This window comes from Microbacterium sp. K24, assembly GCF_004794465.1.
GTDB lineage: Bacteria > Actinomycetota > Actinomycetes > Actinomycetales > Microbacteriaceae > Microbacterium.
Genome location: NZ_SSDJ01000061.1, coordinates 1 through 21,625, shown reverse-complemented (window position 1 = coordinate 21,625; position 21,625 = coordinate 1). Strand labels below are relative to the sequence as shown.

Here is a 21,625-nt window from a genome sequence, read left to right as displayed (position 1 = left end):
CGTCCTCTCTCTTGGGTCAGGCAGCCGCCCATGGCCCGACCCGTCCGTCGTCCGTCGCTTCGGCTGGGATCTCTTCCTCGAGGAGGAAGTCAGCGCCAATGCGCTCGGCCATGACGTGCCAGAACACCTCGCGGTTGGGATCGCCGTAGACCTTCACCTGGCCGTCAGCGACGTCATCCGCGCCGACCGGGAACGGTCTACCAATGGCCGTGAGCTGCACTGTGCGGCCGTCGGGCTTGTTCAGCGCCTCGAAGTACGGGGGAAGCTCAACGATGCCCTCACCGGCCGCGTCGAGCTTCAGTCGGCCCTTGTACTCCGTACCTGATACCGGTGACTCCGTCGAACCATGCCGCAGCCAGAACCCCGGCTTCGTCGGATGGGCGATGCGGAAGTTCTTCGGCCCGTCGACGTCGAGACCATCGGTCAAGAGGATGCCGCGAATGTCGGTGTCGTTGTTGATGAGGACCGCGTTGCCTGCCTCGAGCACGAGGATGCTGGACGAGTAGACGCGACCACCGTAAGAGCCGGCGCGGTCTATTCGAACAGGGCCTGCGAGGATGCGGCCTGTCCCGAGGGTGAGGTCGTTGTTCAGCGCGACGTCGCCGTTGAGTGTCGTGGCGCCGAGGACGACGAGAGTGCCGGAAGTCGCCATGTTGCCGGTGACGTTCAGCGTGCCGCGGAAGATCGACGGACCCCACCAGTCGATGGTGCCGCTGCCGGTGAGCAGGCCGACGATGGTCGCCGTTCCTTCGACGTCGAGCCCGCCGTTCTCGATCGTGATGAACCCGCCGCTATGTACACGGACTCCGGCGCTGCCGATCCCGGCATGCTGGATGGTCGCGGTGGCCTCTGCCCGGATGAGGCGCACGAGCTGCGCGTAGCTCATTTTGAGATCAAGGTGGTCGACCATCAGGCACCTCCGACCGATTGCAGGGCGGCCTGCTTCTGGTTCGAGAGGTTGCCCGACATCCGTACGACCTGCCGGGGGTGCCAGCCGTCGGGGATCCACCAGTCGCGTTCGATCTGCATGCGGGCCGTGTCGCCGACGTCGATATCGGTATCCGCCGTAACGGTGAGATCGAACTGCTCTGTTGCGGTGCCGAAGGTGCTCAGGTCCTGGATGGTGAGCGCCTGCAGCTGCACGCTGTCAGCCACCGTCTTCGACGCGGTCACCCGCTCAAGCAGCGGCAGCGGTGACGCGGGGTCGAGGTTCGAGCGAATGAGCATGTCCTGCTCGGACCCTTCGCCGACGCGGATCGCGTTGTTGGCGACGCGCGCGGCATCCTCGCGCCATTTCAGAGCGGTCACCGGCGACTTCGGGGCAGTGACGTAGATGTCTCGGCTGAGACCGCTGGTCCATCCGATGCCGGCGCGGACGTACCAGCTGATCTTGCCCGCGACTTCCATGCGGGGTTCGAGGTAGATCTCGAGGCCCTCGGCGACGAGCTCGGCGAACATGTCGGCGACGGTCTGCAGGTGGTAGCCGTAGTACGTGCGCGTCACGATCGGTTCGGCACCATGGCCGGGGATCGTCACCGGGATCATCGCGCTGGGCGAACCGGTGTATGTGTCGCGGGCCCAGATCAGGGCGACGTTCGCGTGTGTGGCGAGAGAGCCGGTGATCGTGAAAGACCAGGTCGCGACGCCGTTGACGGAGTGATCTACCGCGAGGCGCTTCTCGAGCAGCGCCCAGAGGTCGCCGAGCTGCACATGCAGCAGCGGAGAGCCGAGGTTGTACTCGCGGCCGGTGACGTACCCGGCGTACTCGACACGGTTGCCGCGAACGAGAGCGATCATCCGCGCCCAGGGTGCGGTGAGAGACCGGAAGTTCACGTTCCGCCACGGCGACGCGAGAGGGATCGTCAGCTGCCCGTCACCCCGCGCCGACAGCATCCGGTCCCAGGTGAACTCCGTCACGGGGATCCTGTCGAGGATGTCGCCGGTGATGCCGTTGCAGGCGAGTACTGCGTGCTGCATTGCGTTGCTCCGATCAGACGAACGTGGTCGGGACCTCGATCAGCAGCGTGCCGGCCGTGATCGTGTGGGTGACTCCGGGAAGGCCGGGGTCGATCGTCCACGGTTCCCAGACGCTGATGCCGCCCTCGACGCGCACGCCGTCGATGACCAGTCCCCCGGTCGACGTGTCGATCCGGTGGGGGTGCCCGGCGACGAGCGCGCGGGTGACGACGATGCGGCGGCCGCCAGGCCCGTTGATCGTGTAGCCGGGTGCGGCACCGGTGACGGTGAACGACGGCCATGCCGGGAAGTTCCCGAGCTGCGTGACCGGAACACCAGCATCGAAGGACTCGACCGCGCCGAACCGGCGCGGGTCGCGGCAGACGAACTGCCAGCTGAACGTCGCGCAGAAGAAGCCCTGTCGAATACCGATTGGGGTGACGCGGGCGGTGCCTCGGCGCGCGGTCGCCCACGTGGATTCTCCGAAGAGTTCGACGTCGACCTGGAATGCGGAACCGTCGGCGCCGATGCTCCGCAGATGGTTGCCGCGGCGCACGCGCTTGCGTCCCGTCGGCGCGAGGATCACGCCCTCGACCGACACGACACGAGCGGACTGCATGACCTCGAAGTCGAAGTCGCCGTGCTCCGCGGGGCGGGCGATCGACTCACCTCTCGGTTCTGTCGAATCCTCCCACCCCACGAAGCCGTCCCGGGTCACGTAGAACCCGCCTTCGGCGGGGATGCCGTCGATCGGTGCAGCGTTGATGACGAGACCGCCGGTCGCTCGGATCTGGAGATCCTGTTTCACAGCAGCCCCCTCAGCATCGCCATGAGATCGTTCTTCGCCATCTTCGAAGCGACCTCCGGATCCAGGTGTGCGAAGTTGTTCGTCTGCTGCACCATCGGCACCTCAGACGAGCCCCCGCGCTCCGACTCGCTGCCAGTGCTGCCCGGGCGGGCAGAGCCGGTGACCGATGCGGAGACCGTCGTCGAGACCGACGACATCGCACGCTGCGCCTGCGCCGACGCATCCTTCGCCATCTCGACGAGCGATGCTCCGAACTCCCCCGACCCGTCCTTCGCGCCCGCGTTGAACTGCCGCAAGGTGGCCTTGCCGGAGTCCTTGAGTCGCTTCCACCCGGCGCCCGAGAGGGGGCCGCGCTTAGCGGGCGAGTGCGGGAAGAAGTCGGTGATCGTGCCGACGATGTCGCCGACGGCACTGCCGAGAGTGTCGACCATGCTGAAGAAGCCATCGATCAGGCCCTGGATGATCTGTGCACCGAGATCGAGCCAGTCGACCCCCGCGAGACCGTCCCAGATTGCCGCGATGATCTGCGGGATCATCTCCACGATCTGTGGGATCGCCTCGATGAGCCCGGTGATCAGCGCGATCACCAGCTGGATGCCCGCCTCGATGAGCTTCGGCAGCGCCTCAAGCAACCCGGTGACGAGCTGCAGCACGAGGGTGATCGCGGCCTCGATGAGCAGCGGGAGCGCGTCGATCAGCCCCGTGATTAGGGACATCAGCAGCTGGATGCCCGCGTCGATGATCAGGGGCAAGTTCTCGATGATCGCGGTGAGCAAGCCCATCACGAGTTCGAGTGCCGCGATGATCAGCTGAGGCAGCGCCTGGATGAGCCCGTCGACGAGCGACATCAGCAGCTGCACGCCGCCCTCGATGATCGTCGGGAGTGCCGAGATGATCGCGGTCAGCAGCCCGGAGACGAGCTGCAGCGCTCCCTGCACGAGCATCGGCAGCGCGCCGATGAGTCCCTCGACGAGCGCCGAGACCAGCTCGATCGCGCCGTCGATGATCGCCGGGAGGTTCGTGATGATCGCGCTGACGAGGCCCTGCACGAGCTGCAGAGCACCGTCGACCAGCATCGGGATCGACTGCACGATCCCGTCGATCAGAACCGTGATGATCTCGATGCCTGCCGAGAGCAGCACAGGCACCTGGCTGAGGATCGCGCCGACGATCTGCGGGACGAACGTCACGAACTGCTGAACGAGTCCCGGCAGCGCCGACACGACGCTCGAGATAACACCGGTGAGGCCGGACACCAGCCCGCCGATGTCGCCGCCCGAGAGCGCGAACGCGCCGAGCGCGGCCGCGGCGATCCCGAGCGGACCGCCTAGCAGACCGAGCGCACCGCTCAGACCCGGCAGCAGTGACGCGAGCGGACCGAGCCGGGCGAGCAGACCTCCGAGACCGCCGGCGCCGAGAGCTGCGAAGCCGCCGGCGAGCGGGGCGAGGACTGGGAGGAAGCCTTTCAGCTTCTCCACGACCGTGCTGCTGCCGTCAGCCACCGAGGTGAAGAACCCGGTGAGGCGGTCCATGATCGGACCGACCCACGCGTTCCACGCCGCCCCGACGCCCTTGGCACGCTCTTCGAGCGGGCCGAGCGCCTTCGACACGGAGTTGATCAGCGGACCGAGCTTCGAGTAGAACGATCCCTCTTCGAGGCCGCCGAGCGTGTTCGCGCCGATGCGGCCCATCGCGGCGAAGAAGTTCTTCGTCGCGCCCGGGACGGTCTTGCCCATCTCGTCGGCAACGGTGCCGGCTGCGGCGGTCGCGGCCTTCGAGAAGGTCTCGAAGTCGATCTCGCCGCGGGACGCCATGTCGAACACGTCGCCGGCGGTGACACCGAGCTGCTTGCCGAGCTCCTGATAGATCGGGATGCCCTTGTCGGCGAGCTGGCCGATGACGTCGTTCTGTACTCCATTGGCCTGCGTGGCGGCCTTGTTGAAGATGGAGCCCATCTCCTGCATCGTGAGTCCCGCCGCGGAGGCGTTGTTCGCGATGCTCTTGAGGTGGCCCTGCAGCTGCTCGCCGGGCTTGATGCCCGCGGCGACGGCGGCGCCTGCGACGGTCGCGGCTTCGCCGAGTCCGAATGCGGTGCCCTTCACGGACGCGGAGGCATCGGCCATGATGGCCTTGATCTCGCCTGCGTCCTTGCCGAATCCGCGGAGCTTGGCCTGCGCGGTGTCGATCGCGGTCAGGCGGCCGAAGCCCTTCCCGAGCGCGATGCCGATACCAGCTGCGGCGATGCCGACGGCGCCGGTCGCGGCGTTCTGAATTCCTGCGCCGAGGGCTCGCCCTGCGGCGGCGCCCGCGTTGCTCGCGGCCGTGGTGACCGACGACAGCGCGCGTGACGCCACTCCCCCGATGCTCGACACACCGCGGCCGAAGGACGACACGAGCCGGGAGGCGGCGGGGCCGGCGGCAGCGCCGAGCTTGGAGAACAGCGCGCCGACCTGCGAGGTGACCGGACTCATCCACGACGAGACCTTCGACCCGAGACGCACGAACGGCGACGCGAGGCGGGTGCCGAGCGCGGCGGCGTACTGCGTGAACGGGGCGAACGCGCCGCGCACGGTCTTGCCGATGGATCCGAGCCACGACTTCGACGCGACCCACGCCTTCGCGAGGCCACCGCCGACCATCGTCGCCATCGAGGTGAAGGCGCGTGAGACCTGCGACGCCATCAGGCGCGCGATGCGGGTGACGCCGGTGATGTCGGCCGCGGCGCGCACGATGCCCGCCAGCGACCCCATCACGCCGGTGAAGGCGGAACGTGCCGCGGCGGCGCTCTTCCACCCGTCGCGGAGAGAGCCGGCCACACCGCGAAGGCCCGTCTGGGCGCGCGTCGAAGACGCGGCGAGAGCGGCGGTCGCGGAGATGACCGCGGCCTGACCCGCGGAGAGTCGAGCGGATGCCGCGGTGACCGCGTCAGCGGCAGAAGCGCTGCGTCGGCGGGCGGCGGCGAGACGCTCCTCAGCGGCGACCGCCTGCGAGGACTCGGCGCCGGACTTGGCGATCGCCTCCTGCAGCTTCGCCTCAGCTACGCGGACCTTGCCCGCCTCGTCCTGCTGCTTCAGACGGGCACGAGAGAGCACGCCGGACGCCGCAGCGACCTCGCGGTTGAGGGACTTCAGCGCGTCGGCGCCGAGGCCGGCGGCTGACGAGTCCAGCGACTGCTTCAGCTCGCGGCCGAGCGTGCGACCGGTGAGGGTCCCTGCACCCTTAAAGCCCTTGTTGAAGGTCTTCGCCCCGGCCGCACCGGCCTGCTCGGTCTCGCGTGCGACCTTGCCCTTGAACCCCGTCATCACCGGGAAGATCGATACGTGACCGGAGCCGACCTCATCGGACATGTGCACTCCCCCTCATCAGCTGGCGAAGACGATGTCTGCTTCCAGCTCGGCTTCGGCGGCCGCGATCTCGTCGGGCGTGGCCTTCGGACCGGTGTTCGAATGCAGCGACCAGGGCATGAGCTTCTTGACCGCCTTCTCGTCGCGGATGGTCGCGATGAGCGTGATCAGCTCGCGAGTCGATGCCGGGTAGGACCACCCTGCAAGCTCGGCGCCGTAGTGCGTGGCCGGGTCGGAGGCGTACTCCTCGATGAGGATCTTCGCCTCGCCCCATGACAAGCCGTCGCCCAGATCGGACAGACCGACACCGGCCTCCTCCCGCAGCGTGCGGGCGATGACTCGGCGGTGGTCCCGGATGATCTGGGCGACGGCGATCATTCCGGGAGGGACGCTCCGGCGATGCGCTGGAGGATGGTGAAGTACTTCGTGGCGAGGAACATCGTCTCGGCGAGATCGTGGCTGGTGAAGTCCTTCGCGACCTTCGCGCCGCCGAGCTTGGTCAGTAGGTGCTTCAGCTGGTCGATGGGGTTGCCGGACACGGCCTCGAGTTCGTCGATGTCGTCTACGGAGAGCGACAGCGGGATCTCGACGATCGTGCCGTCGACGAACCGGCCGACGAATCGCTTCTCGACGATGATGTAGCGCACGTCGGGCTTGAGCGATTCGATCGCCTTCGTCTCGGCGTCATCGCTCCAGTTGTCGAAGTCGTACTCGGCGGCGGGTGCCGGCGGGGTCTTGGTGGTGGTCCTGGTTGCCATGGTGGCGGTCTCCTTCATCGGGGTTCTCGGGTTCGGGTGGTGGACTGGCCGGGATGACCCGATAGCACCCCGGCCAGTCGTTCAGGGCGTGGCTCAGGCGGCCGCGCCGGTCTTCCAGTCGGTGCCGTCCCAGGAGACCTGGCCGGTTCCGATCACGATGTACTGCCCGGTCGTCCATGCGGTGGTCTGACCGAGATCGCCGAGCGCGCGCAGCGCGGTGATGTTCGCCGGGACCGTCGCGCCGTTGGGCACGAACGCGCCAGGCGTTCCGGCCGTGGCACCGGTCGGGGTCGGCGTCGAGCCCGGCAGCGCGGGACCGTACTGCCAGAACGGAGCACCGTTGAACAGGTCGTGCTCGGCCCAGGTGAAGGTCACGGCTGCGCCCTCGACGGAGCCGCGCTCCTGTTGGTCGAGCTCCACCGCGGTCACCGAGGCCACGCCGAGCTGGCGCTTCTCGAGCCGGTTGCGGTACTTCGTCAGCGTGAAGAGGATGAACCGGTTGTCGGGCAGCGAGGACGATACCTCGATGACGCCGTTCTCGTCCGGCTCCGCGCCTTCGATGAGGCGCTGCACGTTCGCGTTCTGCTCGGCGAGCGTGATCACCACGGTGCGGGTTCCCTGGCCGGCGAGGGTGTAGCCGATCTGGAAGAACTCGATCGGGTCCTCGGTCTCGCGTCCGGGCGCAGGGCCGCCGTCGACCTTGTACAGGCCGAGCTTGCGGTACGCGGCGGGGAGCACGATCGGGCTCGCGCCCAGCTCCACCTTGGTCAGGACGTTGTCGGCGTCCAGAGGCGCGAACGCCGCCATCCCCGTGATCGGTACACCGACCGCTCCGAGGTCATTTCCCTGCTCATCAGCAGTCATCTGCTTCTCCTTGTTCGTGAGAGAGCCTCCGACGGGTGCCGGAAGCGGTTGGTGGTTCAGGTGGCTCAGGCTGAGCCGGCGACCACGTATTGCGCGGTCAGGTACATGCGGGCGACGTCGAGCCGGTCAGGCACGGCATAGGGCCCGTTGCACCCGTCGATCTCGACCGATGCGATCGGTGAGCCTTCGACGAGGGGCAGGTCGGTGTCGAAGACGATCGAGGCGACCAGCAGCGCGAGATCCATCGCGGGCCTGTCGTTCTGCTTCGTACTCCACAGGACGGTGACGCCGATCGAGCGACCGAACGTCGTCCAATCGCGGCGGGGACCGGAGTCGTCGCGGACGATGATCAGCGGCTTCTTCAGTGGGAGGGCGAGCGTGTCCGGTTCCTTGTTGCCGACCTCGGCGTCGGCATACTCCTCACGCACTTCGGCGCGGAGATAGTCGATAAGCCAGGCGACGTAGTTCGGCGGCCGGACCCTCATCGCTTCGCGCCTTTCAGCGCGCGGGCAAGGTTGCCGGTCGTCGATTCGATCAGCATCGTCTTGTCGTCGGACCCGACGACGCGGGTCGTGCGACGGTAGCGGCTGTCGTGGTGCTCGATGTGCAGGCCGTTGCGGTAGGCCTGCGTGTCGACGGGCGCGGATGCCTGCGCGTTCGCGAGGGCGGCGTCGCCGATGTCGTCGACGAGGCGCTCGACGCCGGGCTTGCGGAGCACGGTCTCGAAGAACCTCGGGTTCTCCTCGAAGCGGGTGTTCTTGGCCATCAGCCGACTCCCTCGATGAGGCGCACCCAGAGACCGGGACGCCAGTTGGTGAAGGGATTCCGGGGCGCGTCAGGGAACCCCTGCACGGTCCAGACCTTGTCGCCCTGAACGATGCGATCGCCGCGGCGCACGTCGGCATCCGGGTCCGGTAGCACGAGCGTGCGGGTCGTGATCGCCTGCTCGCGGCCGGCGTCGATTTGCTCGGTCGAGGACTGCATCTCGAAGTACCCCTCGAGCGCTTCCTCATCCGGCGTCTCCCAGTCGTCGACTTCGGCGTCCGGGTTGTAAGGGTCGGAGATGCGCTCGGCGCGTTGGCGGATGAAAGAGTCGAGGAACTCCATCAGTAGCGCTCCGCCCAGATGCGGCCGATCGGGCGATCGGCCGGGAAACTGCCAAGAGAGTGCCCGGAGGTCTGGCCGCCGGTGCAGAGCGCGCGAAGACCTGTGCGGGGCTGGCCGTCGAATGCGGAGTCGATGTCGCGGTAGTCGACGCCGGCGGATCCGACGCGTTGCGACTTCACGTAGGTGGGGCCGCGCCCCTGGACGTGCTTGTAGACGCGTCGGAGAATCGCCAGCGCGTCCTTCTGCTCCTCGCTGTCGTCAGCGAAGGTGAAGACGCAGGGGGCGATGCCACGGGCGACGACGAGGATCTCGCGTGCGAGATCCTCGTCGTTGCCGACCTCATCGTGTGTGATCGTCATGGTCATCGCCCCCTGTGTCTTACTCGGCGTCGTCCGCGAGGAGCGCGGCGACGATCTGCGGGCGGTTGCCCGGCTCGACGGGAGTGATGACGGCGTCACCCTCGCGGCCCTCGTTGCGCTTCGCGAGGTCGGCCTTCAGGTCCTTCACGCTGACGCCCTTGTAGACGCCCTCGTCGAGGTCCTCCTGCTCCTCGGTCTCGTCGGCGTCTTCGACGGCGACGGCTTCGATGAGGCCGCGGTCGACGAGGCGCTCGAGCTGCTGCTCGTCGACGCCGCCGGGGATCACGCCGCCACGCTGGATGAGCTGGGCGACGCGGTTCCCGGACGGCGAGCCGATCGAGACCTTCACGAAGGCGGCGGTTGCGATGTGCTGGGTGCTCATCTCACGCCCCCGTTCCGGTCACGTAGTACGCGGCGAGCGGGTCGGTCACGATCGGCACGTGCACGTTGCGGGCCTGCAGGCGGGTCTTCTCCGCCTTGCCCTCGCGGATCGCGGCGATCTCCACGCCGGTGTCGCCACCGATGTGGACCATCTCCGGCGTGGGGATCTGCTCGCGCGCGATGCCACCGAGGCGGCGGCGGTCGAGGAACAGCGGGTCCGGGATGTCCTCGCCGTCATCCGGGAGCCAGGTCATGCCGGCGATCGTCGGGAACTCGTCCGTCAGTGCCTGGCCGCTGTCCTTGGGCAGGATGTCGAGCAGCTCCGGGATGACCTCGGCGTACAGCTCGCCGGGGAGCACGACCGTGTCGATCGCGTATCCGAGCTTCTGCTTGCGGACGAGGGCCTTCACGCGGAGGGCGTCCTTGTACACCTGCTTGGCGGTGGTCCACGTGTCGCCCGCAGCGACGGTGTTCGTGACCGACGAGGCGATGGCGCCGAGGGCGGCATCGTTCGCCGAGAACACGAGCTCGGTCTGCAGGAAGGTGAACGCGTCGTCGATCGGCGAGCGAAGGAGGCGACCGACCTGCTCGTCGGTAACCTCGGTGGCGAGGCCCTCCTTCATCGCGGAGTAGAACTCGTACTCCTCGGCCGACATCGGGGTGAGCTTGTACTCACTGCCCGGTGCGACGATCTCGGCGCCGCGCACCGCGCGGATGACCTCGTTGATGGGGACGCCGATGGCGCCGCCCGTGATGGTGAAGCGCTTCTGCAGGAGGAACAGTCCGAGGAACTGCTGTGCCTGCAGGATCTCCGCGAAGCGGCGAGCGACGAGCGTCGGGTTCTTGAGGAACGCGATCAGTTCGGCTGCCGAGACGTTGGCGAGCTGGCTCGGGGTGAGCGGGTAGGTCTGCATCGTGCTCTCCTTTCTTAGAGCTGGATGGCGCGCACGAGCGTGCCGTCCGTGGCGGACGAGAGGGCGAGGAAGATCGCGGCGCCGGCTGCGAGCGTGCGCACGCCTCCTGCTGCGGCTGCCTCGAGCTTCTGGCCGCGGGTGATCGCACCGACGGCCTTCAGCTCGTGGATGGGCTTGCCGACCTCGACGGTCAGCTTGTCGCCGACGGCCGCGTCGTGGCCGGCGACGCCGACGTACTTCGCGGATGCGGCGGCCGCGGGAGCGACCGACATGTCGGCGGTGGCGCTGACCTCGACGGCCTGACCTGCGGTGACCGCGGTCGTGACGCCGAAGGTGACCGTGTCACCGGGTCGGAACATGGGGAGGTAGCTCTTGACGGCCATCTCAGGCCTCCTTTGCGGTCGGGAAGATCGACCCGTAGAGCGAGTCGTCTGCGCTGGTGAGGGTGTCGGAGTGGCCGACCTCCTCGACGTGGACGGCGTTCGGCGCGAGCGAGTCGATCACCTTGGCGGCGGCCGTCTCATCGGCGTCGAGCATCGCGCGGAAGTTCGGCGCGGAGGCCGCGCTGATGCGGCCGGTCTTCATCGCGTCGGCGATGATTCCGTCGCGGCGATCGCTGATCTGCTGCTCGCGAGCCTCGCGGCCCGCGGCGGCGTCGGCGCGCATCTGGGTGAGGACGTTGTCCTCGATCAGCTGCGTGCCAGCGGGGATGGAGGCAGTGGGTGCTGCCGGGGTGTCGGCTTGCTCGGTGAGCGTCTCATCGAGAGCAGCTGTGATCTGCTCCTCCGATGCGTTGGCGTCGGTCATGCCGAGCCGCTCACGAATGCCAGCCTTGAAAGCGTCGTGATCCACGACGTTCTCCTTTCGGTTGGGTTCTCCCGGCTCGGGCGAGCTCGGGGGCTTGGGAGACGCCGAAGCGCCGATGGGGCGGAGGCCGAGGTGCGCGCGCGCGGACTGGTACATGTCCTCGACGTCATCGCCCTCGAGCGGATCAGCCGGGTCCTCGTCGTCCGCGCCAGCGGTCGCTGTCTCGCCGGCGTCCTTGACCACGGCGACGCGGTCGGCGAGACCTGACTCGACGGCCTTCTGAGCCGTGAACCATGTCTCGGCGGAGAGGAGCTCGCCCCACGCGGACTCGCCGGCCTTGTCGCGGTAGATCTCGATGATCGACTCTTCGATGCCGTCGAGGATGTCGGCGGTCTTCCGCATCTCGGCGGCGTTGCCCCACGCGATCGATGAGGGCGAGTGGATCATCATGGTGGTGCCGGGCGACATGACCGTCTCGTCGCAGCCGACCGCGATGACCGACCCGGCGGATGCGGCGAGGCCGTCGACGACTCCGAGGACCGCGGCCTTGTGCGCGCGGAGCATGTTCAGGATCGACATGGCCTCGAACACTTCGCCGCCGGGCGAGTTGATGCGGAGAATGATCTGCGTCACCGACTCGGGCAGGGCGTCGAGGACATCGCTGACGTCGCTCGCGCTGATGCCCCACCACCCGCCCCAGGAGTCGATCGGCCCGTAGAGACGGATCGTCGCCACGGTGCCCTCGCCGGCGGGCGCGGGCATCGTGATCGCGTCGAAGAACTCGGCCTTGGACTTCGGCGGGGTGAGCTTCCCCCAGTACCGGTTCTTTCCGCTGCGCTCGGTCATGCTGCCTCCTCGGCTGGTGTCGACGGCATCCGACTCACGTCGGGTCCGTCGCCGGTGATGTCGGCGCCAGCGCGCCGTATGATCTCGCGGGCTTCGTCTTGTCGCAGCACGGGCTTGTCGGTGCCGAGGTAGATCTTCTGCACGACCTCGGCGACGAATCGGGCCAGTTCGCGGGATGCCTCGTCGTCCTCGATATCGGGAAGTAGATCCTCGACGGGGAGTCCGAACTTGTCGCGCACGTACGCCCGCAGGCCGTCGTCGACGGTGACCGCGCCGCTCTCGATGAGGACCTTGATGGCTTCCGCGGTGATCTGCTGCTGCTCGCCGATCGCTGCCGGTACGAGACGCGGTGCGGGCTCGTCGGGACCCCAGTTGAGATCGACGAGGTCTTCGATGACGTGCTGCTGGATGACATCGGCAATGTTCTGCGCGACGGCGTTGAGCGAGTCAGTGAAGAAGTTCGCGAACGTTGATCCCAGCGCCCAGGAACCGGTCTCGGTGCCGAGGTTCAGGAAGTGAGCGAGGACGGCGCGAGCGATCTGCTCGTCGTAGTAGCGGATCGGCTTGTCGGTGTCCGGCAGTTTGCCGCTGACGCCGACGAACTGGAAGGTGGAGCCCTTCGAGAGCGAGACGCCGGCGGCCTCCCCGGCGCGGGCCTGCTTCACGATCTCGAGACCGCGCTTGATCTCCGCGTCCAGCCAGGCCACCATCTCGTCGAACTCGCCCTCGGGGGGCTCGCCGACGGTGAACACCGGCATGCCGAGTCCGTTGCGCTCGGCGGTCAGCGCCTGGATGCGCAGGACGCGGTCCTTGAGAATCCACATCTTGTAGGCCGAACGCAGAAGCGACTCTCCGAGCCAGTTCGCGCCCTCGCGCTCGTGCACGAACGCGACGAGGTCATCAACTTCGATGCGGACCTTGCCGCTTCCCATCAGCCCGCCCTGCTCGATCGCGACGAGGCCGCCATCGCGGGCAACCTCGATGTTCGTGATCGTGCGCGGGGGCCGCCAGGCGAGCTTCGCGAGGTGGGTGGCACCCTTGGACTGGTCGTAGACCTGCTCGAAGTACGAGTGCCCATAGACCAGCGAGAGCAGCGCGAGGCGCAGGAACTCTTTGAAGGAGAATCGGCCCTTCGTGCGCAGCGGTGCTGTAGGCGGCTGCCCTTTAATCGGCAGGCCGAGGTCCGCGGCGATGTGGGCGACGACCTCGGGGCGGCATCCCGTCCCGTCGATCGCCCACTCGGTGCGCATGATCGGAAGGGTGACGGCGCGGAGCACCGACTTGACCTGCGGATCTTCGCGGCGCATCCGGTCGAAGATGTTGATCGAGCGCGGCCACTGCAGATCCGGGTTCTCTTCGTTCGTCTCCGCGACCCAGTTCATCCAGCCGGGAAGAGTCGAGTCCACCTGATATCCGGTCTCTGCCAAGGTGGACCTCCTCCATCAGAATCGCGCCGTGGCGAGATCCAGGTCGTTCCCGCCGACGGCGTCGCGGGTGAGCACCGCAGCCTTGGGGGGCGGTGGTGTGCGTTTCTTCGGCGACGCCTCGGACTTCAGTACGCCCCACAGCGCCCAGGTGATGGCCTGCGCCATCGAGACGGGCTTCGTCGGGTCGGACTGTTCCCACGTCACGCCGGCGCGGCCGATGTTCCGGGTCGTCGCGAGTCGAAGCGACTCGGTGACTTCGTCTTGCGGGCGGTGCGGGACGAGTCCGGCATTGACGTGCTCGATGAACAGGGTGTGCGCTGCGGCTATCTCGTCGAGGTTCATCGCGAGGTACTTGATGCCCGCGGCGTCGAGCGCGCCGATCACGGCTGCCGCGTTCTTCGAGTCGAGCACGACCAGCGCGTTGCCGAACTTCGCCTTCAGTTCCTTGAGCTTCGGGGCGATCCAACGCGTGCCAGACTCGGTCCACATGTGCTCGACCGCGATGTGATCGGAGTCGACGCGGACAGCGGCGCCGATTGTGCCGTACCCGCCTCCGCGGCCGAGGGCGAGAGATAGAACGACGCCGTCGCCGGCGACCGCTGCGTCCGGGTCGCCGTGTCGCTTCCACACCTCGAGATCCAGCTCGGAGAGCTTCGCTGCTGCCTCCGGGCGTCTGCTCGGCCAGACGGAGCACCGCTGGCGAGCGAATGCTTCGGGATTGGTCTGGCCCATGCGGTCCCATGCGTCCTGCACGGTCTTCCACGCGAGGCGGATGCCGAGGCCCGGATTCGCCTCGCGCCAGACCTGCGGGTCGCCGAGATTGATCTTCGCCGCGGTGTCCGGATCATCGGAGCCGACCGGGGTGTGCTCGATCCATCCCGTGCGGTCCATGCCGCCGGAGCGTCCGCGATCGCGAAGGCCCTCGAAGTACTCGCCGTCCTGATCCTCTTTCGGCACGGTGCCGGTGAAGAGCACCTGCAGGTTCGGGCTCGCGTCCGACGCGGGCAGCAGCGCCTCGAGGATGGTCAGCGGGGAGTGCTGCGCCTCGTCGATGATGAGCACGTCGAACGAGACGCCGACGCCGGCGGCGCCGGTGCGGGTGAAGAAGACGAGGCGGTTGCCGTTCTTCAGCTCGATCGCCATGTTGCCGTTACCGGTCGAGATGCCGGTGATGCCCTGCGCGGTCTGCTTGCCGCCGCCGACGAGCTCAGTACGGAGGATCGGCGAGGCAAGGATGATGCGGCGGGCGCGGCGGAACGCCTCGCGGGCGGTCGGTCCTTCGTGGGCGGTGTGTCCGATGAGCTTCGGTGCGCCGTCTTCGCGGGGCCAGAGGTAGAGGTGGGCGAGCTCGTACGGGAGCAGGATGTTGCCCTTGCCCTGCTGGCGAGAGACGAGGATCCCGAACTCGGTCGCCGCCCACTGGCCGTCGTCGTCGATCGAGGCGATCGCTTCGAGTGCGCCCTCCTGCCACGGGTCGCACACGATCGAAGCGAGGTCGCAGATATCGAGGACATCGTCGACGAGCGAGTCGGTCCGACTAAGCGGTAGTGCCCGTACCCGCGGTTCTTGTAGCCCGAGCTGCGCGAGCTGCGGCGAGTTGGTCGGCAAGGGTCAGCTCCTTCGACGGCTCCACCGGGCCGCGAGTCGCTTCGACAGCGGTCTGGAACACGCGAGCGATGGGAGCGATTCGGGTCGGGTCCTTCTCGGCGACGTTCTTGAACACGGTGCGCAGCGTGTCGACGATCAGCTTCATGTCGTCCGGCTGCTCGGCATCGTCAGCCGGCGGCGCCTCGGAGGTCAGCGTGAACGCGGGCTTCGCGGCCGCGCGCGGCTTCGTGCGACCCGACGACTTCCGCCCAGCCTCGGTGTGCGCGCGGCGACAGGCCTCGTCGACCTCGACGCCCTCGCGGAGGTGTCGGCGGTAGGCAGCATCGGTGCCGCAGGGTGCCTTGGGACGTCCCATCGCACTCCCCCTCGTCCGGAATTCCCCCATGCGCCGTTTTTACCTGCGGAGAGAGCCGCCAGGACCGCGCGGGAGGCTGGCAGGCACGGGGCACCCTCGGATTTTCTGAGGGTTCGATGGCAGCAGCGTGCTCGTTGTTTGCTGCCCTGGCCCGTCGCTGACCACTTGACGTGCTGTTACAAAACCGTCGAGCGGTTTGCGCAGGCGCTATCTTGAGGCTGTGCCATCCATGACGATCACCGCACTCGATACCGCCCATATGACGACGATCGTCAAGCTGCCGGATGATATGAAGGTCCCCGAGTTCACCGCGCTGATGGGTGCACTGTCTGAACTGACATCACTCGCCGCGTGGGCTAGCGAGCGCGAGACTTCCTCATATAACGCTCCCGGTACCTTGCTGCGCATTCGATACGGCTCGGACTTCTTCATGGTCTTGGCAGTCTCGGGCGGCATCACGACAATCTTGGTTGCCCTTTGCCGAGGCGTAAAGCACCTCGCTACGGCCGCTCGGGAGAACTCCGAGGCTCATGCACGGCTCGCCGAGTCGGAGGCCAATGCGCTGAACGTGAGAGCTGAGGCTGAGGCTCGACGTGTTGAGTCTGAGGCGAACGCGAGGAAGACAAACGCGGAAGCGGCCCTCTTGGAGAGCGAGCTGCGAAGAGCCGATGTCCGGTTCGCCTCCGATCGCCTCGAGCAGATACGCGAGGAGCGCGGAGTCGAGATCATGGCGCGCACGCTATACGAGGACGCTGGCGACGAGATCGCCAAGGATCTGTATGACCCAACGAGCGCATCCCACATGCGCCGGATCGCGCGCGCAGCCGCTATCGTAGCCCGCTACGATCCGTCGATCTACGTCGACCCTGTGTGATTTCAGCCTCATAGTCGGCGGTCAGGTAGCCGCCCAGATTTCTGCGTTCGCATGGTTCGACTTTCGCGCGTTGCATGAACGGTGCATCGGCACTAAGACCTGACCGGCCAGAGGGCCGCCATTTGCGATCGCCTGGTCATGGTCAGCAGTGAACGACATCCGGTGCGTGTCCGGCAACGTCGTGTCGATGCTCTCCCCACAGCCCCATCCCGAAGGAGACCCGTGACCGCAGGGGAGGTCATGCGTCCGCGTGCGGCGCTTCAGCGCGGCCTGCTGGCGCCGATACGCACGATGGCCCTTGCCGTCGCGTATCGAGCTGCTACCCACGGCCACCACCTCCTCAACTGGTGAGAATGCCGTCTGAACTGTGCTCCGTAAGATCGAGGGCATGACCACAGCGCCTCTCCCCATCGGCGGAAAGATCAGATTCGCTGCAGGCGCTTCTAATGCTCTCCGAAGCTCGACCTGGATGGTGGTAGGTGGAACCAACGGACGAGACGTCTACGTCGGAATGCGGTCGCAACTTCACGAGATGAAGGTCTCCTTGCATGCGTCCGGCAAATGGCGACTGGCGCTGACTGAAGACTTCGCCAAGACCGAGCCCCCCACGTGGAATGAGGTCGACCCAGAGATCCGAAGCGCCGATGAAGACCCGCGTGTTGTCACCCGACTGCCCGTGCCGCCCGAAATCGACGGATGGCAGCACGCGATCGACATCGTCATCACCGAACCCGGGCTACAGACCCCGTTCCGCGAAAAGCGGGTGAAGGGATCCTCGGTGAGCTGGTGGCCAGCCCCGAAAGGACAATTCATCCGAGTCTTCGGGATCTACATCAGCAACGCCGGTGCCCAAGACCGAGAGACTCATTTCAACGACCCCGTAGTCGGCGTGATTAAGATGCCCTCGCGCTCATACGTAGTAGTTGTCACGAAAGTCTTTCATCATCCGGCTCTCGTCAATCTGGTGCGTGAAACTCGAAAAGACTTTGAGGATGCAGGATTCCGTCAGGACGGCGCCTCAAGCCCCTTCCTGCTTCGACTCAACCGCGGGAACGACAATCCAGCGACCATCTTCGACCTCGGCCTAGATCCGACCGCGCACGCACCGGAATAGGCGGCGACGCTGCGCGGATCGGCCGCATGCCGGAAGACTGCACCCCGCCGCCCATCACCGCTCGGGTGCGCATCATGCGACGCCGGCGAGCTGCTCGCTCTGCGGCTCCCGATCCAACGGGGCGGCGTGAGGTCCTGGCAGCGGGTGTCGCTCTGCAGAGGGATGAGAGCGTGTGGTGGCGGGGCGAGAGCCCGGCGCTGGGAACGCCGGAACAGTGCACGAGAACGACGAAAGCCCCGCCGGTGATCAGCGAGGCTTCGGGGACAGTTCAGGTGCAAGCACAGCGTAACAGGATCAGCGGCCACGTTTCCACCTGATCGCGTCGGCGTGTCTCGTGCGTCAGACCCGCCGACCGGAGTGCGTCTCCTCGTGGACGACGCACACGTGCTCGAGCATCCGCTGGTAGTCGCCATCGTGAACGACTGCTACGTCGCGCACGATGCGTCGCTTGTCCGGCAGCACCTCATCCGTGACGGTCATCCAGGAATACCACTGCCCGTTGAACACCGGATTCAGACACTGCTTGCCGCGACGCGTGACTGCCGTGCAGCGGTTGTCGTAGGCGGCGAGTTCCTCGACACTGATCTCGATCACTTGAACCATTCTCCGGCGAAGGCCGCGAACAGTGTTCCCGCTATTCCGACGCCGATTGCCACCGGCGCCGTGATGAATGCCACCTTCACGTTCTGTCGGGCATCGGCCCGCCGTTGCTGAGTGCGCTCGCGAGACTCGCCTCTGAACCGGATAGATCGGCCCATGACGTTCTGTCGCTGTGCACGGATGGCCAGCGCGGCGCGGGATACCGCGCTGAAGCTTGCAAGGGCGAGAACAGCGAGGATAAGCAGGTGCACCGGGCTTGGCAACGCGACCGTGAGCGCCAACCAGATCCATGCAATGACGGCGATTGGGATCGGCGTCAACCATGCTAACCAGCGAAGACTCCGCCAGTCAGGCCTCTGCGTGCCATGCGCGTATAGGTAGGTTGCGATCTCCTCGGGTATCCGTCGCGACCAGTAGCCGTCGTGCGGGCCGCTGGAGTAGACCTGTCCGGTGCGAGCGTCGACATACATGGTCGTACCTCTGATCACCTCAGATGATGCGTCCTTCGGCTCACCCCACACCTCTGTTATGACAGTGAGCATGAGTTGATTCCGGTCAGGCACATCCATCGATCGGACATCGTCTTCGGTGACCGGGCGATCGCGGAGCATGTACTGCGCTCTGGAGCCAGTGACCAATGTCTTTCCCTCGTGCTCGGCTGGAGGGATCCCGTCCGAGACGATGCCGGACCTCTTGACCATGTGGCCGATCTCATTGGCTAGATCGAACAACGTCTCGATATCGAGGGTGAGGTTCCGCACTGTAAAGATCGACGTAGGAGTTTGCTTCGAGAACCGCGGACCGTAGAGCCAATCGAACATGGGTCACATCCTGCCACGGCCCCTTCAGCTACGACGCGAGTGCGACGCCGCCAGGCAGTCCGCGCAGGTCACTTCGCCCGACGGCGGCACCGCGAACTTCGCCGCCGGCACTCGGCGGCCGCACGCAGCGCGACCCGACGACGCTCACAGGTGCATCGCCTGAGCCTGCGACACCGAGCGCGGCGGCTTGTACGACTCTTCGCTCGTCTCGTGGCCTCCAGCGCTCGCGTGTCCACCCGGCGCCGACGCCTAGCCAGTGACGGCATCCGTCTCACCACTTCGCTTGATCGGCTCGAAGTCCTCGGGCCAGTCGCAGTTGAAGTGGACCTCGAGCGTCCAACCCACGGGCACGACGTCCTTGCAGGACGGGCACGTGCGGGACGGTTCGCACCCGCACGCGCAATCAACGATCTCGTCGTCGTCATCCCGCATCGCCTCATGGATGCAGATCGCGTGCTTGCCGTCACGGCACTCGGGGCAGACGAGCCGACGGCCGGGGCAGTCGGCATCTCCCTGGACGGTGAATCGGTCGCGCATCGGGAGCTCGAACGGCGTCTTCCCGCAGCAGCGGGTGACGCCCTCCCCTGCACGCACGGCCTCATGTGTGATGGTCATTGCTTCGCTCCGTTCCGGTCGTCGAGCAGGATCATGAGCACGCCGGCGCCGACAAGGGCGATGAGAGCGGTCTGAACGAGATCGATCACGATTCCGCTCCTTCCTGCTTCGCCCCAGAGCGCAGGGATGCGGCACGTTCGCGCGCTTGGTCGCCATCCCATGTCGCCTCAACCTCTATGACAGCGGCCTCCGCGAGCTCATAGTCGCTGTAGCTGTGCCCGCGTCCTGACTCGCCACATCCGTACTGCTGTCGTTCCTCGTATCGGAGGTCGCAGCCCATGCAGCGCACGTTCGTCACGCGGATACGTGCGGAGTCCTCAGCGGCCTCCAGGTCGATCGCGGATGCGTATGCGTCGAGCTCCTGAGCGCGAACCTCGACGTCATGGGCGGCGAGCCAACGGTTGAAGGCTTCGACAGCATCGGGCGATCCCTCCGCGAACATGTGCGCCGTGACGCGATCTGCTGCCCGGATGTACTCGCGGACGTCGTCGGTGGTTGGGGTGTGCTCGCTCATCACTTCACCCGCCCGCCCTCTTCGGTGTAGACACTTCGGGTTGGCGGGGTCAAAGTGGCCGTGCTCCACTCACCGTTGAAGATGGCTTCGAGCGCCCACTCGTCCGCGAGTCGTTCGCTGTCGAACGGCCCAACCGGCCCCTCGATGGGATGGCCAGCACGGTCCTCTGCCCAGTCGATCTCCACGATCGCTTTCGCCTCGGAACTGGTTTCGTCTTCGGTCCGGTCTTCGTCTCTCACGAGGATCGGGATCGTGTTGTCAGTCATGCCCTGCTCCTTTCGCGCGCGGGCGGCCCGTGCGCTCCTTCATCTCGTCTCGCAGCCGAACCAGATCGGAGTGGCGGAATAGCGTCGTTTGGACGCCGGCGATATAGATCGACCCGGCCGGGCTGATCAGGTCCTTCTGCCGCCAGCGGCGCAGCGTGCGCGCCGACCCGGCGACCTTCTCGGCGTCGTCCTTATTCAGCAGCGGGTCACCCCACTCGGCGCGCGGCTTCGGAGCATCCTCGACCGGGTCGAACAGGTCGTCGGGATCGAACCAGAACGGCTCGTTCTTCGTGCGGCGCTCGGCACCCCACTTCGCCATCGCATCGGACACCGACCAGAAGGCGCGGACATCGTCGACGAGTTCATTCCGTTCGAGGAATCCGACCGAGAGGCGCTCGACGTTGTCCCTGTCGTTGATGATGTCGGGCAGCGCCTGCTCGAGCGTGCGCGGGACCACGTAGCGCTCCCACGCGTAGACCGTGCGGCTGACATCGGCGATCGCGTCGAGCAGATCCGCCGGGACGGGTGCCGGCGCCTCGACTGAGCTCGACCCGCTGCGCAGCTGATCCGTCGGTGTGGCCTTAATCGGGTCGGCGATCGAGTGGAGGCGGCCGAGGAGGTCGCCGACGTCGCGGATCAGCGAGCGGAGCCGGTTGAAGCAGCGATCGCAGATCAGCGCGCCGTCCCGGGCGACGCTCGGGGCGCACCCCTTGCAGGCCGGGTGCGGGTCGGTGCTCCCGAAATCCGGGCAGGTCGCGAAGTGCACGCTCCCGACCGTGCACCCGCGGATGCAGTAGCGCTCAGCCACGGCGTGGCCCCCATCCGAGAGCGACCATCGCGCGGACCGTGCGCTCGGCGTCCGCGAGGTACTCCTCGGCGGCATCCGGGCCCAGCTCGGCCCAGGTCGGATGCGCGACGCCGTCGACCACAGACCCGTAGCGGATGGCGTCGTGCTTCTGCGTGAACATCGCAATCTGCTCGACGACTGCGGCGTCCATCTTGTCGGTGCAGACGCAGTCGACCTCCTCGTCCGGGTCTCGCGACACGATGATCGACAGCTTCCCGTGGCAGAAGCGGCAGGCGTCCTGCTCTTCAGAACGGTGTGTCGTCGCCATAGGTCCATCCCCCATCCGCGGGCGGCTCAGGTGTCGCCCACTGCTGTTCCTGCGCCGGGGCGGATGCCGCCGGCTTCTGGCCGTCCGTGCGCGCGACTCGGGTGACCTGCGCAGTCGCGTACCGGAGCGAGGGGCCGATCTCGTCGACCTCCAGCTCGATCGCGGTGCGCTG

27 protein-coding genes and 1 pseudogene are annotated in these 21,625 nt (G+C 66.9%); 2 read left to right on the top strand and 26 right to left on the bottom strand.

Annotated features, from left to right (window positions below; genetic code table 11):
* Nucleotides 1-16 precede the first annotated feature (16 nt).
* From DW306_RS04010 to DW306_RS03925, 18 genes are all read right to left on the bottom strand, one after another.
* Entirely contained in the window at nt 17-886 is an 870-nt protein-coding gene (locus DW306_RS04010; RefSeq protein ID WP_136054360.1) for a hypothetical protein, read from the bottom strand.
* 23 nt (nt 887-909) lie between these two features.
* Nucleotides 910-1,977 (bottom strand): hypothetical protein, encoded by a 1,068-nt coding sequence (locus DW306_RS04005; RefSeq protein ID WP_136054359.1) that lies wholly within the window; start codon nt 1,975-1,977, stop codon nt 910-912.
* Nucleotides 1,978-1,990: 13 nt separating this feature from the next.
* Nucleotides 1,991-2,764: a hypothetical protein gene (locus tag DW306_RS04000; RefSeq protein ID WP_136054358.1), complete on the bottom strand. Its 774-nt coding sequence runs from the start codon at nt 2,762-2,764 to the stop codon at nt 1,991-1,993.
* The gene (locus tag DW306_RS03995) at nt 2,761-6,111 is read right to left on the bottom strand and encodes a tape measure protein (RefSeq protein ID WP_136054357.1); all 3,351 of its coding nucleotides are present in this window, start codon (nt 6,109-6,111) and stop codon (nt 2,761-2,763) included. The genes DW306_RS04000 and DW306_RS03995 overlap by 4 nt, the downstream gene beginning before the upstream one ends.
* 15 nt (nt 6,112-6,126) lie before the next feature.
* Nucleotides 6,127-6,486, bottom strand: coding sequence for a hypothetical protein (locus tag DW306_RS03990; RefSeq protein WP_136054356.1), 360 nt, complete (start codon nt 6,484-6,486; stop codon nt 6,127-6,129).
* Nucleotides 6,483-6,866 carry a hypothetical protein gene (locus DW306_RS03985; RefSeq protein WP_136054355.1) on the bottom strand — a complete coding sequence of 128 codons (384 nt, stop codon included), beginning with the start codon at nt 6,864-6,866 and terminating at the stop codon, nt 6,483-6,485. Before DW306_RS03985 ends, DW306_RS03990 begins: the two co-directional genes overlap by 4 nt.
* Before the next feature lie 93 nt (nt 6,867-6,959).
* Nucleotides 6,960-7,730: a hypothetical protein gene (locus DW306_RS03980; RefSeq protein ID WP_136054354.1), complete on the bottom strand. Its 771-nt coding sequence runs from the start codon at nt 7,728-7,730 to the stop codon at nt 6,960-6,962.
* 65 nt (nt 7,731-7,795) lie between these two features.
* Nucleotides 7,796-8,215, bottom strand: coding sequence for a hypothetical protein (locus DW306_RS03975; RefSeq protein WP_136054353.1), 420 nt, complete (start codon nt 8,213-8,215; stop codon nt 7,796-7,798).
* A complete protein-coding gene (locus tag DW306_RS03970; RefSeq protein WP_136054352.1) occupies nt 8,212-8,496 on the bottom strand; it encodes an HK97 gp10 family phage protein in 285 nt (94 codons plus the stop codon). The genes DW306_RS03975 and DW306_RS03970 overlap by 4 nt, the downstream gene beginning before the upstream one ends.
* On the bottom strand, nt 8,496-8,837 hold the full coding sequence (locus DW306_RS03965) for a head-tail adaptor protein (protein ID WP_136054351.1): 342 nt from the start codon (nt 8,835-8,837) through the stop codon (nt 8,496-8,498). The genes DW306_RS03970 and DW306_RS03965 overlap by 1 nt, the downstream gene beginning before the upstream one ends.
* Complete coding sequence (locus tag DW306_RS03960; RefSeq protein ID WP_136054350.1) at nt 8,837-9,196, bottom strand: hypothetical protein; 360 nt, start codon at nt 9,194-9,196, stop codon at nt 8,837-8,839. Before DW306_RS03960 ends, DW306_RS03965 begins: the two co-directional genes overlap by 1 nt.
* A 19-nt stretch (nt 9,197-9,215) precedes the next feature.
* Complete coding sequence (locus tag DW306_RS03955) at nt 9,216-9,578, bottom strand: hypothetical protein (protein ID WP_136054349.1); 363 nt, start codon at nt 9,576-9,578, stop codon at nt 9,216-9,218.
* A 1-nt stretch (nt 9,579) separates the two neighbouring features.
* Nucleotides 9,580-10,491 carry a hypothetical protein gene (locus DW306_RS03950; RefSeq protein WP_136054348.1) on the bottom strand — a complete coding sequence of 304 codons (912 nt, stop codon included), beginning with the start codon at nt 10,489-10,491 and terminating at the stop codon, nt 9,580-9,582.
* 14 nt (nt 10,492-10,505) lie between these two features.
* Nucleotides 10,506-10,874, bottom strand: coding sequence for a capsid cement protein (locus tag DW306_RS03945; RefSeq protein WP_136054347.1), 369 nt, complete (start codon nt 10,872-10,874; stop codon nt 10,506-10,508).
* Nucleotide 10,875: 1 nt separating this feature from the next.
* The gene (locus DW306_RS03940; RefSeq protein ID WP_205814093.1) at nt 10,876-12,144 is read right to left on the bottom strand and encodes a head maturation protease, ClpP-related; all 1,269 of its coding nucleotides are present in this window, start codon (nt 12,142-12,144) and stop codon (nt 10,876-10,878) included.
* A complete protein-coding gene (locus tag DW306_RS03935; RefSeq protein WP_136054346.1) occupies nt 12,141-13,571 on the bottom strand; it encodes a DUF935 family protein in 1,431 nt (476 codons plus the stop codon). The genes DW306_RS03940 and DW306_RS03935 overlap by 4 nt, the downstream gene beginning before the upstream one ends.
* Before the next feature lie 15 nt (nt 13,572-13,586).
* Nucleotides 13,587-15,053, bottom strand: coding sequence for a hypothetical protein (locus DW306_RS03930; protein WP_136054345.1), 1,467 nt, complete (start codon nt 15,051-15,053; stop codon nt 13,587-13,589).
* A 55-nt stretch (nt 15,054-15,108) separates the two neighbouring features.
* Nucleotides 15,109-15,534, bottom strand: coding sequence for a hypothetical protein (locus DW306_RS03925; RefSeq protein ID WP_136054344.1), 426 nt, complete (start codon nt 15,532-15,534; stop codon nt 15,109-15,111).
* Between the two features lie 229 nt (nt 15,535-15,763).
* Here DW306_RS03925 and DW306_RS03920 point away from each other — a divergent pair, with 229 nt between their 5' ends.
* Nucleotides 15,764-16,408, top strand: coding sequence for a hypothetical protein (locus tag DW306_RS03920; RefSeq protein WP_136054343.1), 645 nt, complete (start codon nt 15,764-15,766; stop codon nt 16,406-16,408).
* A gap of 388 nt (nt 16,409-16,796) precedes the next feature.
* Entirely contained in the window at nt 16,797-17,522 is a 726-nt protein-coding gene (locus tag DW306_RS03915; RefSeq protein ID WP_136054342.1) for a hypothetical protein, read from the top strand.
* Between the two features lie 339 nt (nt 17,523-17,861).
* On the opposite strand, the gene DW306_RS03910 is transcribed toward DW306_RS03915, so the two are convergent.
* The 8 genes and pseudogenes from DW306_RS03910 to DW306_RS21550 all read right to left on the bottom strand — a co-directional run.
* The gene (locus DW306_RS03910) at nt 17,862-18,116 is read right to left on the bottom strand and encodes a hypothetical protein (protein ID WP_136054341.1); all 255 of its coding nucleotides are present in this window, start codon (nt 18,114-18,116) and stop codon (nt 17,862-17,864) included.
* Complete coding sequence (locus tag DW306_RS03905; protein WP_136054340.1) at nt 18,113-18,943, bottom strand: hypothetical protein; 831 nt, start codon at nt 18,941-18,943, stop codon at nt 18,113-18,115. The genes DW306_RS03910 and DW306_RS03905 overlap by 4 nt, the downstream gene beginning before the upstream one ends.
* Nucleotides 18,944-19,192: 249 nt before the next feature.
* Nucleotides 19,193-19,558 carry a hypothetical protein gene (locus DW306_RS03900; protein ID WP_136054339.1) on the bottom strand — a complete coding sequence of 122 codons (366 nt, stop codon included), beginning with the start codon at nt 19,556-19,558 and terminating at the stop codon, nt 19,193-19,195.
* Between the two features lie 85 nt (nt 19,559-19,643).
* Nucleotides 19,644-20,072: a hypothetical protein gene (locus DW306_RS03895; protein WP_136054338.1), complete on the bottom strand. Its 429-nt coding sequence runs from the start codon at nt 20,070-20,072 to the stop codon at nt 19,644-19,646.
* Nucleotides 20,072-20,338, bottom strand: coding sequence for a hypothetical protein (locus tag DW306_RS03890; RefSeq protein WP_136054337.1), 267 nt, complete (start codon nt 20,336-20,338; stop codon nt 20,072-20,074). The genes DW306_RS03895 and DW306_RS03890 overlap by 1 nt, the downstream gene beginning before the upstream one ends.
* Nucleotides 20,331-21,146: a hypothetical protein gene (locus DW306_RS03885; RefSeq protein WP_136054336.1), complete on the bottom strand. Its 816-nt coding sequence runs from the start codon at nt 21,144-21,146 to the stop codon at nt 20,331-20,333. Before DW306_RS03885 ends, DW306_RS03890 begins: the two co-directional genes overlap by 8 nt.
* Nucleotides 21,139-21,453, bottom strand: a complete 315-nt coding sequence (locus DW306_RS03880; RefSeq protein ID WP_136054335.1) for a hypothetical protein — start codon at nt 21,451-21,453, stop codon at nt 21,139-21,141. The genes DW306_RS03885 and DW306_RS03880 overlap by 8 nt, the downstream gene beginning before the upstream one ends.
* A pseudogene (locus DW306_RS21550) lies at nt 21,431-21,625 on the bottom strand (single-stranded DNA-binding protein); the annotation flags it as partial. The pseudogene DW306_RS21550 and the gene DW306_RS03880, both read right to left, overlap by 23 nt.